Origin of the sequence: Nonomuraea sp. KM90 (assembly GCF_052246675.1) — a bacterium.
In the GTDB taxonomy this organism is placed as follows: Bacteria; Actinomycetota; Actinomycetes; order Streptosporangiales; family Streptosporangiaceae; genus Nonomuraea.
The window spans coordinates 1-16,312 of the sequence record NZ_JBQQCB010000185.1; the positions used below are offsets into that span (position 1 = coordinate 1).

Below are 16,312 nucleotides of genomic sequence, written 5' to 3' on the forward strand. Positions count from 1 at the left end.
GGTGTTGCGGGAGGCGGCCGAGCGGGGCGATCGCGGTGTGCTCGTGCCCGCCGACCCCAGGTTGCTGGACCTGTTACGGAATCCCGAGGACCCGGGTGGGCGGCATGATCTCCAGCTTGCCCAGGGATGATCTCGACTATCGACGCCCTCGGGGCTAGACGCGCACAACGACGGACCATACGGTGAAATAACGGTACCCACGGCTGCAGCTGAGGGGAGTCCGGTATGGAGGTCAGCCGGCGGCGGTTCCTGAGCATCGGCCCGGTGGGCGTGCTCGGTGGCTCGGCCCTGGGGTTCGACCTGACCGAGTCGATCCGGGTCCAGCAGCGCCTGCGCATCGAAGGCGCCACGCTGTCCCACTCGTTGTGCCCGTACTGCGCGGTCGGATGCTCGCTCGTCGCCTACACCAAGAAGGCCGCGAACGGCAGAACCGAGCTGCTGCAGATCGAGGGCGATCCGGACAGCCCGGTCAACGAGGGCACGCTGTGCCCCAAGGGCGCGACGTCGCTGCAACTGGCCGTATCGCGCAGGCGGGTGCCGCACCCGCTCTACCGCGCCCCAGGAGCGGCCGAGTGGAAGCAGGTCTCCTGGGAGTTCGCGCTCGACCGCCTGGCCAGGAACATCAAGGCGTCGCGCGACGCCACGTTCGTCACCCAGGACGCCGACGGCAACGTCGTCAACCGCTGCGAGGGCATCGCCTTCGCGGGAGGGGCGGCGTTCAGCTCGGAAGAGGGATATCTCGCCACGAAGCTGATGAGGGGGTTGGGCCTGGTTCACCTCGAACAACAGGCCCGTGTTTGACACGGTCCCACGGTGGTCAGTTTGGCTGCCACGTTCGGCCGAGGGGCCATGACCAACCACTGGCGTGACATCAGGCATGCCGATCTCATCCTGGTCAACGGGGCCAACCCGGCGGAGGCCCATCCGGTGGGCTTCAGATGGCTCATGCGCGCCAAGCTCGACCGGGGCGCGAAGATCATCCACGCGGATCCGCGGTTCACGCGGACCTCGGCGGTGGCGGACACGTACATCAGGATCCGTACGGGCACGGACGTCGCCTACTTCGGCGGCCTCATCAACTACGTCCTGGCCAATCGCCTGCACCACGACGAGTACGTACGGTGGGCCACCAACGCCGGCTTCGTGGTCAAGGAGGGGTACGCCTTCAAGGACGGCATGTTCAACGGCTACGACCAGGAGCAGGGCGTCTACAACACCAAGCTCTGGGCGTACGAGACAGACGCGAACGGTCACGCCAAGATCGACCTCGACCACCCGCGCTCGGTCCTCAACCTGCTCCGCGCCCACTACCAGCGCTACGACCCCGACACGGTGGCCCGCATCACCGGCATCCCGCGCGAGCAGTTCCTCCAGGTGGCCAGGCTGGTCGGCGAGATGGGACGGCCGGACAAGGTCATGACCATCGTGTACGCCGTCGGCCTCACCCACCACACCACCGGCGTGCAGCTCATCCGCTCGGGCGCCATCCTGCAACTGCTGCTCGGCAACATGGGCCGCCCCGGCGGCGGCATGAACGCCGAACGCGGCCACGCCAACATCCAGGGCAACACCGACCACGCCATCTCGTGGGACATCCTGCCCGGTTACCTGCGCATCCCCGCCCCGGGCCAGAAGGACATCAAGGCGTACCTGGACGAGAGCGCCAGCGTCAAGCACCACCCCAGAGCGGTGAACTTCTTCGGCGAGAACTACCTCCGTTACCTGGTCAGCCTGCTCAAGGCCTGGTACGGCGACGCCGCCACGAAGGACAACGAGTTCGCCTTCGACTACCTGCCCAAACCGGCCGCCAACGCCTCCTGGATCTCGATCTTCGACCAGGCGCTGAGAGGCAAGATGCAGGGGGTGATGCTCTCCGGGATGACCGCGACCAGCATCGGCCCCGACTCCAACCAGGTGCTCCAGGCGCTGTCGAACCTCAAGTGGCTGTGCGTCATGGACCCCTTCGCGACCACCAGCTCGGAGTTCTGGCAGGCGCCCGGCATGGACCCCTCGAAGATCCAGACCGAGGTGTTCATGCTGCCCGCCACCCACTGGATCGAGAAGGACGGCTCGTTCACCAACAGCGGCCGCTGGGTGCAGTGGAAGGAGCAGGTGCTGCCGCCGGAGGGCGAGGCCCGGCACGACCACTGGATCCTCGCCGAGCTCTTCCAGCGGGTACGCGACCTCTACCAGTCCCAGGGCGGCAAGTTCCCCGACCCGGTGCTGAGGATGACGCTGCCGTACCTGAACCCGAGGAAGCCCGAGCTGGACGAGATCGCGCAGGAGATCAACGGCCGGGACCTGAAGAACGGCCGCCGGCTGATGACCTTCGTCGACCTCAAGGACGACGGCACCACCAGCGCCGGGGACTGGATCTACACCGGCCACTACCCGGAGGAGGGCAACCTGGCCAAGCGGCGCGACGGCGTCCAGGACCCCGGCAGGAACGACCCCAGCGGCATGGGCCTCTACCCGAGCTGGGCGTGGAGCTGGCCCGCCAACCGCCGCATCCTCTACAACCGCGCCTCCGCCGACGAGAACGGCCGCCCCTGGGACCCCGAGCGCCCCGGCATCGCCTGGGTCAACGGCAAGTGGGAGGGCGACGTGCCCGACTACCCGCCGACGACCGGCCCGGGACCGGACGCGCCGCTGCCGTTCATCATGACGGGCGAGGGCGTGGGCCGCCTGTTCAGCAACGCCGTGGCCGACGGGCCGTTCCCCGAGCACTACGAGCCCATCGAGTCGCCGATCCAGAACCCGCTGCACCCGCAGGTGTCGGCGACCCCGGTGGCCTACCGGTACGACGAGCGCGCCGGCCGCCCGAACCGCTTCGGCACCGTCGCCGACTACCCGTACGTCGCCACCTCCTACCGGCTCACCGAGCACGAGCACTACGTCACCCAGAACGTCGAGCACCTCGTCCAGCTGCAGCCGGAGGCGTTCGTCGAGGTGCCCACCGGGCTGGCCAGGGAGAAGGGCATCGAGACGGGCGACCGGGTGCGCGTGTCGTCCAGGCGCGGCAAGCTCGAGGTACGGGCCGTGGTGACCAAGCGGCTCGGCCCGCTGGAGATCGACGGCAGGCAGGTGTACCAGATCGGCATCCCGATCCACTGGGGGTTCGTCGGGATCAACACCGGGCAGCACTGGCTGGCCAACGCCCTGACCCCGTTCGTGGGTGACGCCAGCGCGCGGACGCCGGAGTACAAGGCGTTCCTGGTCGACATCGAGAAGCTCTGATGTACGGGAGGGAGCGCGTACGGGCCGGGGAGCTGCGCGACCGGTACCCGCACGCGGCCGGGGTGCTGGGGCTCTACCTGGCGCTGGTGGAGGTGTGGGAGTCGGTCGGCGACGACGTTCCGGCCGACGGGGCGCTGGAGTGGGCCGAGGCGAACGTGCTGCCGCGCGTCCTGGCGGCGACCGCCGCCGCCGGCCCCCGCCCGCTGGCCGACGCGATCACCGCGGCCGGGGCGGCGGCGACCGGCACCGGGCTCCTCGACGCCTGGGCCGCGGACGAGGACCTCACCCCGGTCGAGCGCTACCTGGCCCGCGCCACCATGCACGTCGTCCCGCCCAAGGCCTGGACCACCCGCCGGAAAACCCCCGGTCCGGTCGGCGACGACGGGCCCGACGCCGGATCGGGCGGGCGGTGCGCCGCGTGCGGCGGGGCGGCGCAGCTCAGCTACCGGGTGGCGAGCGACGACCCGCTGGTGAGCGGCCGTCGCATGCTCGCCTGCGCCAAGTGCCCGCACGAGTGGAACTTCTCCGCCACCACCTGCCCGAACTGCGGCGAGACCGGCAAGCGCACCGTGCACGCCGAGACCCACGCGGCAACGGAACCGCCGCACGTGGGCCGCGCCGCCCCCGACGACCGGTCGGTCTTCCCGCACCTGCGGGCCGAGTCCTGCCAGACCTGCCGAAGCTACCTGATCGACGTCGACCTGGGCCGCGACCCCCGGGCGGTGCCGCGGGTGGACGAGCTGGCCGCGGTGCCCATCGACCTGCACCTCACCGGCCAGGGCTACACCAAGATCACGCCCAACCTCATGGGGTTCTGACATGCCGCACATCACACCGGGACAGGCGTACGGGTTCTTCACCGACACCAGCGTGTGCATCGGCTGCAAGGCCTGCGAGGTGGCCTGCAAGCAGTGGAACCAGCTGGAGGGCAACGCCCCGTCGTTCCTGGACGGCTTCGACAACACCGGCAGGCTGGACGCCGAGACCTGGCGGCACGTCCAGTTCCACGACAACGTGCCCGACGAGGGCGTCACGCCCGGCAACGGCAAGGCGTGGCTGATGATGTCGGACGTCTGCAAGCACTGCAAAGAGGCCAGCTGCATGGAGGTCTGCCCGACCAACGCGATCATCCGTACCGAGTTCGACTCCGTCTTCATCCAGCCCGACGTCTGCAACGGCTGCCGCAACTGCATCGCGGCCTGCCCGTACGACGTGATCGGCGCCAGCGAGACGACCGGCATCGCGCAGAAGTGCACGCTGTGCTACGACCGCCTGCAGAACGACATGACCCCGGCCTGCGCCAAGGCCTGCCCCACCGAGTCGATCAAGTTCGGCCCGGTCTCCGAGCTGCGCCGGACGGCGGCCAAGCGGCTGGAGATCCTGCGCGGGCAGGGCGTCACCGAGGCCCGGCTCTACGGGCACGACGAGAAGGTGTACGGCGGCCTGAACGCGTTCTTCCTGCTCATGGACGAGCCCCGGAAGTACGGCCTGCCGGACGAGCGCAACGCCGTCCTGCCCAGCCGCAACAACGTGGGCGGCTACCTGACCGCCGCCGTCACGGCCGTGCTGGGCGTGCTCGGCGGCCTGATCGAGCTGCGCCACCGCAAGGAGAAGGTGGAGAAGGCGGAGGAAGCCACCGATGGATGACGTCCAGCACTTCGCCGGCCCGCCGGACTGGCTGTGGTACATCCTGTTCTACTTCTTCCTCGCCGGGCTCTCCGGCGGCTCGTACGTGCTGGCCACCCTGCTCAGGCTGCGCAACGCCCCCGGCGACGAGCCGATGGCCAGGATCGGCTACTACATCGCGTTCCCGCCGATGCTCATCGCGCCCGTGCTGCTCGCCCTCGACCTCGGCCAGCCGCTGCGGTTCTGGCACATGCTGGTCAACACCACCCCCGGCGGCTTCGGCCTCAACTTCAAGTACTGGTCGCCGATGTCGATCGGGTCGTGGGCGCTGGTCGTGTTCGGGGGGATCACCACGGTGTCGTTCGCGGCGGCGCTCGTACGGGACGGCAAGCTCCGGCTCCCGCTCGTCGCGTGGCTGGACGGCCGGGCCTTCAACGTGGTCGGGTCCCTGTTCGCGCTGTTCATCGCGGGGTACACGGGCGTGCTGCTGTCGGTGTCGAACCAGCCGGTGTGGAGCGACACGTGGGCACTGGGCGGGCTCTTCCTGGCCTCCGGGCTGGCGGGGTCGGCGGCGTTGATGCTGCTCCTGGCCCGCTACCGGCCCGAGGCCCGGCCCAGCGCCCCCATGCTGTCGATCTCGGAGCGGTTGTACTCGCTGCTGGAGCTGGCGCTGATCGCGGCGTTCGCGGTGACGCTGATCGCGGCCGGGACGCAGGACATCGTCTTCGGCCTGCCGTGGTCGCTGCTGTGGGTGGTGGTCCTGGCCGGGCTGCTGCCGGGTCTGTACGGGCTGGCCACCGAGCGCCTGTCGGCGGGCGGCGCGGCGGCCCTGCGGTATTCGGTCGTGCTGCCGCTGCTGGTGCTGGCCGGGGTGCTCGCCCTGCGAGCCGCGATCATCTTCAGCGTCCAGCTCTGACCCTGGCCTAGCGCGGTGGGAGGTGCTCCTCGGCCCACGCGGAGATCTGCTGGAGCGCCGGCATGAGGGCCTTGCCGCTCTCGGTCAGCTCGTAGGTGACCGCCACGGGCGGACCCTCGTCCACGGTGCGCGCGATCAGGCCCTCCTTGGTCAGCTCGGACAGCCGGTCGGAGAGCACCGAGTCGCTGAGCCCGTCGATCGCCCGGGACAGCTCGCGGAAGCCGGCCGGCCCCGCCCGGAGGCTGCCGAGCACCACGCCGCTCCAGCGCTTGCCGAGGAGCGTGAACGCGCGCGTCAGCGCGACGTCGCTGCGTTCGCAGCTTTCCACGTCGTGTCGCGTAGGTGCCGTCGCCATGCCCCCCAAACTAGCAGAAAAACTGCTGTTTTGATTTTCGAAGCGAGTAGTCATAGCCTAGCCGCATCTCGATACCTAGTGGGGGAGAACTGATGAGCCAGAATGCAGACGTGCGTCCGAGCGTCGTGGTGCTGGGCGGCGGGTACGGCGGCTACAAGGTCGCCAAGCTGCTCGACGACGTGGCCGACGTGACGCTGGTCGATCCGTCCGACGCGTTCATGCACAACGTGGCGTCCTGGCGGGCGCTGGTCGAGCCCGAGTGGCTGGACCAGATCTTCCTGCCGTACCGCCGCCTGCTGGTGCACGGCCGCTTCGTCCGGGATGCCGCCGTGGCCGTGGACGGCCGCCGCGTGACGCTCGCCTCGGGGGACACCCTCGAGCCCGACTACCTGGTGCTGGCCACGGGCTCGTCGTACCCGTTCCCGGCCAAGGCCGGCAAGCCGGACGTGGCGGCGGCCAAGGCCGAGCTGCGGGCCGCGCACGAGGTGCTGGCCGGCGCCGAGCGGGTGCTGCTGGTCGGCGCCGGCCCGGTCGGGCTGGAGCTCGCCGGGGAGATCAAGGCGTCGTTCCCCGGCAAGCACGTCATCCTCGCCGACGTCGCGCCCGACATCCTGCCCGGCCCGTTCGACCAGGAGCTGCGCGACGAGCTGCACCGGCAGCTCGTCGAGCTCGGCGTCGAGCTCAAGCTCGGCAGCCCGCTGCGCGAGCTCCCCAGCGCCCCGCCCGCCAGCGCCGCGCCGATCGCGATCGCGACCGAGGCGGGCGACAAGCTGACGGCCGACGTCTGGTACCGCTGCTTCGGCGTCGTGCCCCGCACGGACTACCTGCGGGGAGCGCTCGCGGAGGCCAGGGACGAGCGGGGATACGTGCGGGTGGACGAGCAGCTGCGGGTCCGGGGGCAGGAGCGGGTGTACGCCATCGGCGACATCACCGACGCCGACCGCAACATGGCCGCGTACGCGGGCCGGCAGGGGGAGCTGCTGGCGGCGAACCTTCGTGCGGCCATCACGGGGGAGGGCGAGACGGTCGCGTACGAGCGGCAGCCCGCGATGATCATCGTGCCGCTCGGGCCGGACGGCGGCGCGGGCCAGCTCCCCGGCCAGGGCGTCTTCGGAGCCGAGGCGGCCTCGGAGATCAAGGGCCGGGCCATGCTGGTGGAGTACCAGTCCGTGCACTTCAACGCCCCCGACCCGGCGTGACCCCGACCCCGCCCTGGGGCCAGGCGGGGGGTCAGGGTTCGACGAGGCCGGCGCGGATGGCGTAGCGGGTGAGTTCGAGGCGGTCACGCATGCCGAGCTTCTGCAGGATGTTCGCCCGGTGCCGATCGACCGTCTTCACGCTGATGACCAGCGTCTCGGCGATCTCCTTGGCCGAGTTGCCCTCCGCGATCAGCTTGACGATCTCCTCCTCCCGGGGCGTCAGGATGCTCTCCGGCATGCGCTCGCCCTCCCGGTCCCGCTGCAGGTAGTCGCGGATGAGCGCGGTCACCGCCCCCGGGTACAGGAACGGCTCGCCGCGCATCGTGGCCCGGCACGCCTCCAGCAGGTCCTGGTCGGCGACCGACTTGAGCACGTAGCCGGATGCGCCGACCTTGAGCGACTCGAAGAAGTACTGCTCGTTGTCGTACATCGACAGGATCAGGATGCGGATGCCGGGCGCCCGGCGGGAGATCTCCCTGGCCGCCTGCAGCCCGGTCATGCGCGGCATCGCGATGTCGAGGATGGCCAGGTCCACCGTGTCCTCCGAGGCCGCCGCCACGGCCTGCGCGCCGTCGGCGGCCTCGGCGACCACCTCGAGGTCGGGCTCGGCGTCCAGGATCAGCCTCAGCCCCCTGCGGACGAGCGCGTGGTCGTCGGCCAGCAGGATCCGGGTTTTCTTCACGGCGTTGTGCTCCCATTCGCGATGTCCGGGATGGCCAGGCTGACGCGGGTGCCCGCGCCTGGCGGGGAGTCGACGGTCAGGCGGGCGCCGATGAGCAGGGCGCGCTCGCGCATGCCCCGGATCCCGGCGCCGTCCTCGATCGCTCCTCCCCGCCCGTCGTCGGAGACGCGCAGGACCAGATGGCCGTCCTCGATCGCGAGCGACAGCTCGGCGCGCGTGGCGCGGGCGTGCCTGGCGATGTTGGTCAGGCTCTCCTGCGCGATCCGGTAGAGGACCAGCTCGACGTCGGTGCCCAGCTCCGGGAGGTCCGGCGCGACGGCGCGGGTCACCGGGATGCCGCTCATCCGCGAGACGTCGGTGGCCAGGGCGCTGAGCGCGCTGTGCAGGCCGAGGTCCTCCAGCACGCCGGGACGCAGGCGGCGGGCGACCTGGCGTACCTCGTCCAGGCTGGCGCGTACGGTCTCCTGCACGCCGTGCAGCTCCTCCCGCAGGTCGGCGGGGGCGCGGTCGACCACCCGCTTCAGGCCGAGGAGCACCACGGTCAGGCTCTGACCGATCTCGTCGTGCAGCTCGCGGGCGATGCGGCTGCGCTCGCCCTCCTGCGCGGCCAGCGCGTGGGCGCTGCTCGCGCTGCGCTCGGCCTCCAGCCGGTCCAGCATCGCGTTGAACGTGTCGATCAGGTGGGTGAGGTCGCTGTTGCCGCTGTCGGTCAGCCGGTCGCCGGTGCGCAGCAGGTCCACCCGCTGCATCAGCGTGGTCAGCGCGTCCAGCGGGGCCAGGCTGCGGCGCAGCAGCAGCGCGTTGGCGGCCAGCATCACCACCAGGCCCACCACCAGCACCGGCACCTCGGTCAGCAGGACCGGCGAGGACACCGTGGCGGGGGAGAGCGCGAGCACGATCGTGCCGGCCGCGAACACCAGCCCGTTGATCAGCACCAGCCGCCGGAACAGCGCCTGCGCGGGAGGGCGCGGCGCGCCCGTGGGGGCCGGGGAGCTCTGGGCGGGGGAGCGTGGCGTGCCCCCCGCTCCCTCCGCGCGGTCGTTCATCCCATCAGCCTCTTCGTCGCCGGGTGCCGTTGTCCATGCGGTCTGACCCCCATTGGGGTTTCCGTCCCTACATGTTCTATCCCTGCCCAGATGGGTGCCGGACCCGATGGTGTCCGGACCGCGCCCGCCCAGAGACTTGAGCGGAGCCGGATTGGAGTCAGCGACATGGACGTCACCCGAACGACCGCGGAGATCACCGGAGCGGCGCCATGACCTCGCCGGGGATGCCCGGACGCCTCGTCGAACGGGATGATGTCATGCATGCCAGCAATATCGCCGTGAACCTGCCGACCGTGACCGTGCACGACCCCGTCACCAAGGCCGTACGGATCATGGCGCTGGGCCGGATGCCCGGCCTGATCGTGGTGGACGACCGGGGCCGGCCGTCGAGCGTGCTGCCGGGGACGCAGGTCCTGCGGCTGGCGGTGCCGGGGGCGTACCAGGAGGATCCGGCGCTCTGCCGGACGATCGACGAGGCCCACGCGGACCTGTTCTGGGGTGAGCTGGGTGAGCTGACGGTGGGCGACTGCCTGCCGAGCCGGCCGGCCAGGCCGGCGACCGTGCCACCGGACGCGACCCTGCTCGAGGTGGCCGCACTCATGGCCCGGCTGCGCAGCCCCATCGTCGCGGTCGTCGGCCGCGACGGTGTCCTCGTCGGGGCGATCACCCTGGAGCGGCTGCTGACCAGCCTGGCCCTCTCCGGCCCGGAGGACTGAGACACCCCGACCCGACCGGGCGCGCGCCACCGGCCTCGCCCGGCCTCAGCATGCTCACCGTACGGAGGTCATCGCCGTGTTCCCCGAACACCCCGCCATGTCGTCATGCCCAGACCAGCGCCGCAGGCAGGCCGGGCCGCCGGGGCAGGACGGATGAGCGCCCTCGCCGCACTGGCGATCTTCCTGGTGGCCTTCTTCCTCATCGCCACCGAGAAGGCCGACAAGGTCAAGGTGGTGCTCGTCGCCGCGGGGCTGATGGCCGTGCTGGGCCTGATCCCGGGGGCGGAGGTGTTCTACTCCGAGCACGAGGGCATCGACTGGAACGTCATCTTCCTGCTGCTCGGCATGATGATCATCGTCGGTGTGATCAAGCAGACGGGCGTCTTCGACTACCTCGCCATCTGGGCCGCCAAGAGGTCGAAGGGCCGCCCGTACCGGCTGATGGTCATGCTCATGGTGATCACCGCCGTCGCCTCGCCGTTCCTGGACAACGTCACCACGATCATGCTGGTCGCGCCGGTCACCATCGTGGTGTGCAACCGGCTGCGGATCGCCGCGCAGCCGTACCTGATCGCGGAGGTCCTCGCCTCCAACATCGGCGGCGCGGCCACGCTCATCGGGGACCCGCCGAACATCATCATCGGCAGCCGTGCCGGGCTGACCTTCAACGACTTCCTGGTGCACATGGCGCCGATCGTGGTGGTCATCTTCGCGGTGTTCGTGCTGTTCACGCGGGTGCTGTTCCGTGACTCCTTCCAGTACGACGCCGAGCACGTCGCCGAGGTGATGGCCTTGCAGGAGCGGCGGGCCATCACCGACCCGCGCCTGCTGGCGCGCTGCCTGGTGGTGCTGGGCGCGGTCGTGGCCGGGTTCGGGCTGCACTCGGTGGTGCACGTCGAGCCGTCGATCGTGGCGCTGGTGGGCGCCGGGGTGATGCTGCTGGTCTCCCGCGCGAGCGTCTCCGAGGTGCTGAGCGAGGTCGAGTGGCCCACGCTGGTCTTCTTCATGGGGCTGTTCGTCATGGTCGCGGGCCTGGTGCACACCGGCGTGATCGCGGCGATCGGCACGTGGGCGGTGGACACGCTGGGCGACGACTACTTCGTCGCCGCGACGGCGCTGCTGTTCGGCTCCAGCGCGCTGGGCGCGTTCTTCGACAACATCCCGTACGTCGCCACGACCGCCCCCATCGTCGAGGGCGTGGTCGCCGCGGCCCCCGACCCGCAGACCGGCCAGGCGCTGTGGTGGGCCTTCGCCCTGGGCGCCGACTTCGGCGGGAACGGCACCGCGGTCGCGGCCAGCGCCAACGTGGTGGCCATCGGCATCGCCGCGCGCAACGGACACAAGATCAGCTTCTGGCAGTTCACCAGGTACGGCATCGTCGTCACCGTCCTGAGCACGGTGCTGGCCTGGTTGTACGTCTGGCTGCGCTACTTCACCTGACCCCGTCCCTGATCCGGAGCCAGGGGAAAATCAGGGACGTTCACCGATGATCGGACCGGCCGGTGCGGGGCATTGTGGCCAACATGAACCCCGCTAACCGTCTCGCCCAGATCTCCTTCACCGCCGGGCCCGCCGCCCTGCTCGGCGGCTGGTTCCTCATGCGTCCCATCGACGGCGATCTCGTGCCGGGACCGTGGTGGACGGCCGCGCACGCGGTGTGGCTGGCCGCCTTCCTGGTGTTCGGCCTCATGACACTGGCCATGCGCGGCCTGGCGGGGCCGCTCAGTGGCGGGAGACGGGTGGCGGTCGAGGCGGTCACGGGGGTCGCGCTGCTCGGCGTGGCGGCCAACGTGGTCCAGCTGGCCATCGACCTGTACGCCGGGTTCGCCGCGGCGGACGGGGAGGCGATGCGGGCGCTGATGGAGCAGGTGAAGGGCTATCCGGGGGTCGAGCTGGTCATCTACGGGCCCGGGGCGCAGGTCTTCTTCGCCGCGTTGCTCGTCCTGGCGGTCATCCTGGCCGTGCTGCGCCGGGTCACGCCCGTCAGCGCCGCCGTCACCGCCGGGGGCGTGGTGCTGCTGGCGGTGGCCACGTTCCAGGAGGGCAGGGGCTCGGCCCTGGTGGCCGTCGGGATGGCGGTGATGTGGCTGGGCACCCTGCTGCTGGGCCGGGGACCGTCCGGAGGGCTGGGCGGCGCCGCCACGCCGGTCGGAGCCGGAGAGGGCGCCGCCACGTCCGCCAGAGTCGGAGAGGGCGCAGCCGCCGCGCCTGCCAGAGCCGGAGAAGGCGCCGCCACGCGTTGAGCGGCTCAGGGCGTGGCCCGGCAGGCCGGCTCGTAGGTCCGGCCGGGCAGGTGGCGCCGCCACTCCGCGTCGGTCAGCTCCCGACCCGCCCGCGCGCACACGGCCGCGACCAGCGGCGCGAGCGCCGTCGGCAGCCGGGCCAGCCGCCCGTCCCGGCCGACGGCCAGCACCTCCGCGGAGCCGGCGGTGAAAGCGACCGACCGCGCGCTGTCCGTGAGCGCGACCTCGGGCCCGACCCGCCGCCCCTGCCTCGATCCAGGCCCGCAGCCGGGGCCAGGCCAGCGGCAGGGCGGGGCGCAGCAGGCGTACGGGGTCGGTGCCGGACACCAGGTACGTGAACGCGTCCAGCACCCGGTCCACCCCGGCGGGCAGCTCGGCCCTGTGCGGCTCGCGCAGCGCCAGCTCGCCCTCGTCGGTCACGGTGACCAGCCGCAGGAACAGCTCGGGCACCAGCTCCTTGCCGGCGGGGTCGAGCGCGGCGTAGGCGTCCTCGGCGATGACGCCGAGCGCCGGGTCGTCGGCGGCGGTCCCGACCCGGCGGCCGTCGTCGGCGCCCCGGGCGAGCAGCCGCGGGGTGTTCAGGCTCCCGTCACCGCTGACCAGCCCGAGCAGCAGCTCGCGGGCCGCCGGGCGGAGCGCCGGGTCCTTCGACAGCGCGGCGCGCACGGGCCCGCGCAGCGAGGCGGGCAGGACGTCCAGGTCGGGATCGTGGGAGAGCACGCGGTGCATGACCGCGCCGAGCGCCTCGCCGGTGAACGGGTCCCGGCCGGTGGCGGCGTACAGCACGACCGCGCCCCACGCGAACACGTCGGCGGCCGGCCCCGCCCGCTCGCCGGAGAACACCTCGGGCGCCATGTAGCCGGGCGTGCCCGTGAGCTGCCCGGTCGAGGTGAGCGACATCTTCAGGGTGCGCAGGCTGGGGCTCTCGACGTACTCGCTGACGACGTACGGCCGGGGCCCCTCCAGGTCCGCGCCGAGCACCTTGGCCGTGCAGAACGAGGCCACCCGCTGAGCCGAGACGGCCTCCTTCGCCAGCCGGTCGCGCAGCTCGGGCTGCCCCACGGGATCGCCGCGCAGCACCTTGATCGCCACCCGCGCGCCGGCCTGGTCGTATCCCTCGTAGACGACCCCCTGGCCGCCCGCGCCGAGGCGACCGGCCAGCCAGTAGCCGCCGATCCGCTGCGGGTCCCCGTCGATGAGTGCGCTCCCCATGCGCGATTGGACTACGAGCGGGGCGGATCGGTTGCGGCCCTCAGACGCGGCGGCCGGCGACCCCACACGTTGCGCAGCTCGAAGCCGTCGCGGGAGACGACGGCGGGCTTGTGCGCGTAGGTGTCGTCGGCCGCGCCCGTCGAAGGAGAGCCCGGAGTAGAACATCACCCACCAGTCGCCGGAGCGGGCCACGGACTGCGGGCCCCCAGTGCGACCAGATGCCGAACGTCGCCTCGCCGAACCATGGGGGATCTGGTGCGCGCGCAGCGACTCCCAGTCGGGCTGGAATCGGGTCATTTCATTACCCGTACTAAAACGATTTTGTCGGGGATGTATTTATTCAAGCCAACATTTTGAGGTATCCGGACCTTTTTGTTGCGTCTCTGTTTCGTCTTCAGGTCGAGCGTTCGACGGAAATGGGGATGGTGTGGGTGGATCTTTCCGGTTAAAGTTAAAACGTTTTGTCTTCGCTGGAGAGGGCATCTGGATGGCCGAATTCCATGAGGATCCCGGGCCGGGTTCCGGGCGGCGGGCGGCACGGGCCGACTTCGTCTCAGACGCGCCCCGGCTGGCGCTCAACGGCCGGTGGCGTTTCCGGCTCTCCGGCACGGCCGCCGGCACCGGCCCCACGCTGCCGGACCCGGCACTGGACGACACCGGATGGGAGACGATCCCGGTGCCGTCGCACTGGGTGCTGGAGGGGCACGACCGGCCGCTCTACACCAACACCGCCTACCCGTTCCCCATCGACCCGCCGTACCTGCCGGACCACAACCCCACCGGCGACTACCGCCTCCGCTTCGACCTGCCGCCCGGCTGGCCACCCGGCCGTGGCGTGCTGCGCTTCCAGGGGGTGGACTCCTGCGGCACCGTCTGGCTGAACGGCGAACTGCTCGGGCACTCGAAGGGGAGCAGGCTGCCGTTCGAGTTCGACGTCACGGGGCTGCTCCGGCCGCGCGGGAACCTGCTGGCCGTGCGCGTGCAGCGCTGGTCGTCCGGCAGCTACCTGGAGGACCAGGACATGTGGTGGCTGCCGGGCATCTTCCGCGACGTGGAGCTGCTGTCCCGGCCGGAGGGCGGCATCGACGACTTCACCGTGCGCGCCTCGTACGCGTCCGGCGCCGGGACGCTGCTGATCACCGCCGACGCCCCCGGCCTGGTGGAGATTCCCGAGCTCGGGCTCGCCGTCGCCACGGGAGAGCAGGTCACCGTCCCGGACGTGCAGCCGTGGAGCGCCGAGCACCCCCGCCTCTACCGCGGCACCCTGTCCGCCGCCGGGGAGACCATCGACCTGGCCGTCGGCTTCAGGACCGTCGAGATCTCCGGCGGCCGGCTGCTGATCAACGGGGCGCCGGTGCTGTTCCGCGGCGTCAACCGGCACGAGCACCACCCCGACCGCGGCCGCGCCCTCGACCGGGACACCATGATCCGCGACATCGAGCTGATGAAGCGGCACAACGTCAACGCCGTCCGCACCGCCCACTACCCGCCGCACCCCGAGTTCCTGCGGCTGTGCGACGAGTACGGCCTGTGGGTGGTCGACGAGTGCGACATCGAGACCCACGGCTTCGTCTACGCGGGCTGGGAGGGCAACCCGCCCGCCGAGCCGATGTGGCGCGAGGCCCTGCTCGACCGCGCCCGGCGCATGGTGGAGCGCGACAAGAACCACCCCAGCGTGGTCGTCTGGTCCCTGGGGAACGAGAGCGGCAGCGGCCCCGCGTTCGCCGACATCGACGACTGGATCCGGCGACGCGACCCCACCCGGCCGCTCCACTACGAACGCGACCCCACTTACCGCCACTCCGACTTCTACAGCCTCAGGTACCCGTCCCTGGACGACCTGGAGCACATCGGGCAGCGGAAGGAGGAGACGCCGTCGGGGGTGGCCGTGGGGTCGGAGGAGGACGTGCGGCGGCGGGGGCTGCCGTTCCTGCTGTGCGAGTACGCCCACGCGATGGGCAACGGGCCCGGCTCGCTGGTCGACTACCAGACGATCCTGGAGTCGTACGAGCGGTTCTGCGGGGCGTTCGTGTGGGAGTGGATCGACCACGGGCTGACGGGGCACGACTCGCTCGGGCGCCCGTACTTCCGGCACGGAGGGGACGTCGACGCCCGGCCGAACGGGGAGCGGTACTGCCTGGACGGGCTCCTGTTCCCGGACCGCACCCCGTCACCTGGGCTGGGGGAGCTGCGCAAGGCGATCGAACCGGTCGGGATCACCGTGGAGGGGGCGTCGGTGGTGGTCGCCAACAAGTACGACGCGGTCTCGCTCGGGCACCTGGAGTTCCGGTGGCGGGTGGAGGTGGACGGGGTACGGTCGGCCACCGGCCCGCTCACCGTGCCCCACTGCCCGGCCCGATCGTCGGTCCGCGTGCCACTTCCGGCCGCCGCGATCCCGGACGATTCCCGGCCCGGGACGTCTCTTGGCCAGGCGTCCCCCGGCCAGGCGTCCCCCGGTGAGGCGGCCCCTGGTCAGGCGTCCCCCGGTCAGGCGGCGCCCGGGGTGGTGGCGGGTGGGGAGGTTTGGCTCACGGTCGAGGCGGTGCTCGCCGCCGGCACCCGCTGGGCGCCGGCGGGCCACGTGATCGCCTTCGGCCAGGCCCGCCTCGGCACGTCCCCCCGCCGCCGGCCCCCCGGCCGCCGCCGCAACCTGTCCGGCCGCCGCCTCACTCCACCCGGCCGCCACCTCACCCCGCCGGACCGGCATCCCGACGCCGTCACCGACCGCCCCGGGTCCGTCACCGACCGCCCCGGGGCCGTCACCGACCGCCCCGGGGCCGTCACCGATCGCCCCGACGCCGTCAGCAGCCACCTCGACGCCGTCACCGATCGCCCCGGCGTCGTCAGCGGCCACGTCGACGCCGTCAGCGACCGCCTCGCCGCCGTCGACCGCCTCGGCCCGGCCGGGGATCCGCAGCGCGCCCAGAGCCCGGTCTCACCGGACGGCTCCCGGCCCGGCGACCGGGACGCCGGTGCCCGGGGGAGCGGGCCGGGGGAATTACGGCTGGGCGGGGCGGCGTTCGATGCCGGGACCGGGCGGTTGCGCCGCCTCGGCGGCCTGGAGCTGGACGGTCCCACGT

The 16,312-nt window shown here is 71.6% G+C and carries 13 protein-coding genes; 9 read left to right on the forward strand and 4 right to left on the reverse strand.

Annotated features, from left to right (window positions below):
• Positions 1-225 precede the first annotated feature (225 nt).
• From ACTWPW_RS59015 to nrfD, 5 genes are read left to right on the forward strand one after another with little or no spacing between them, the layout of a single operon-like run.
• On the forward strand, positions 226-801 hold the full coding sequence (locus tag ACTWPW_RS59015; protein ID WP_375111631.1) for a hypothetical protein: 576 nt from the start codon (positions 226-228) through the stop codon (positions 799-801).
• 12 nt (positions 802-813) lie between these two features.
• Complete coding sequence (fdnG, locus tag ACTWPW_RS59020) at positions 814-3,237, forward strand: formate dehydrogenase-N subunit alpha (RefSeq protein WP_443174224.1); 2,424 nt, start codon at positions 814-816, stop codon at positions 3,235-3,237.
• Positions 3,237-4,055, forward strand: a complete 819-nt coding sequence (locus ACTWPW_RS59025) for a hypothetical protein (protein ID WP_443174225.1) — start codon at positions 3,237-3,239, stop codon at positions 4,053-4,055. Before fdnG ends, ACTWPW_RS59025 begins: the two co-directional genes overlap by 1 nt.
• A 1-nt stretch (position 4,056) precedes the next feature.
• Positions 4,057-4,884 (forward strand): 4Fe-4S dicluster domain-containing protein, encoded by an 828-nt coding sequence (locus tag ACTWPW_RS59030; protein ID WP_443174226.1) that lies wholly within the window; start codon positions 4,057-4,059, stop codon positions 4,882-4,884.
• Positions 4,877-5,779 carry an NrfD/PsrC family molybdoenzyme membrane anchor subunit gene (nrfD, locus tag ACTWPW_RS59035; protein WP_443174227.1) on the forward strand — a complete coding sequence of 301 codons (903 nt, stop codon included), beginning with the start codon at positions 4,877-4,879 and terminating at the stop codon, positions 5,777-5,779. The genes ACTWPW_RS59030 and nrfD overlap by 8 nt, the downstream gene beginning before the upstream one ends.
• Positions 5,780-5,786: 7 nt before the next feature.
• Here nrfD and ACTWPW_RS59040 read toward each other — a convergent pair whose 3' ends face one another.
• On the reverse strand, positions 5,787-6,134 hold the full coding sequence (locus ACTWPW_RS59040) for a winged helix-turn-helix transcriptional regulator (protein WP_364122293.1): 348 nt from the start codon (positions 6,132-6,134) through the stop codon (positions 5,787-5,789).
• Between the two features lie 92 nt (positions 6,135-6,226).
• On the opposite strand from ACTWPW_RS59040, the gene ACTWPW_RS59045 reads away from it, so the two are divergent.
• Complete coding sequence (locus ACTWPW_RS59045) at positions 6,227-7,333, forward strand: NAD(P)/FAD-dependent oxidoreductase (protein WP_443174228.1); 1,107 nt, start codon at positions 6,227-6,229, stop codon at positions 7,331-7,333.
• A 31-nt stretch (positions 7,334-7,364) separates the two neighbouring features.
• Here ACTWPW_RS59045 and ACTWPW_RS59050 read toward each other — a convergent pair whose 3' ends face one another.
• The gene (locus ACTWPW_RS59050) at positions 7,365-8,015 is read right to left on the reverse strand and encodes a response regulator (RefSeq protein ID WP_443174229.1); all 651 of its coding nucleotides are present in this window, start codon (positions 8,013-8,015) and stop codon (positions 7,365-7,367) included.
• Positions 8,012-9,061, reverse strand: coding sequence for a HAMP domain-containing sensor histidine kinase (locus tag ACTWPW_RS59055; protein ID WP_443174230.1), 1,050 nt, complete (start codon positions 9,059-9,061; stop codon positions 8,012-8,014). The genes ACTWPW_RS59050 and ACTWPW_RS59055 overlap by 4 nt, the downstream gene beginning before the upstream one ends.
• A gap of 257 nt (positions 9,062-9,318) precedes the next feature.
• Between ACTWPW_RS59055 and ACTWPW_RS59060 the strand changes: the two genes are divergently transcribed.
• Together ACTWPW_RS59060 and ACTWPW_RS59065 are read left to right on the forward strand one after the other, a co-directional pair.
• Positions 9,319-9,777, forward strand: coding sequence for a CBS domain-containing protein (locus ACTWPW_RS59060; protein WP_375111623.1), 459 nt, complete (start codon positions 9,319-9,321; stop codon positions 9,775-9,777).
• Between the two features lie 153 nt (positions 9,778-9,930).
• Positions 9,931-11,217, forward strand: coding sequence for an SLC13 family permease (locus tag ACTWPW_RS59065; protein WP_443174233.1), 1,287 nt, complete (start codon positions 9,931-9,933; stop codon positions 11,215-11,217).
• Here the strand turns inward: ACTWPW_RS59065 and ACTWPW_RS59070 are convergent.
• Positions 11,205-13,232 (reverse strand): serine/threonine protein kinase, encoded by a 2,028-nt coding sequence (locus tag ACTWPW_RS59070; protein ID WP_443174231.1) that lies wholly within the window; start codon positions 13,230-13,232, stop codon positions 11,205-11,207. The genes ACTWPW_RS59065 and ACTWPW_RS59070 overlap by 13 nt on opposite strands.
• Positions 13,233-13,719: 487 nt before the next feature.
• On the opposite strand from ACTWPW_RS59070, the gene ACTWPW_RS59075 reads away from it, so the two are divergent.
• A partial coding sequence (locus ACTWPW_RS59075) for a glycoside hydrolase family 2 TIM barrel-domain containing protein (protein ID WP_443174232.1) occupies positions 13,720-16,312 on the forward strand: 2,593 nt, incomplete at its 3' end.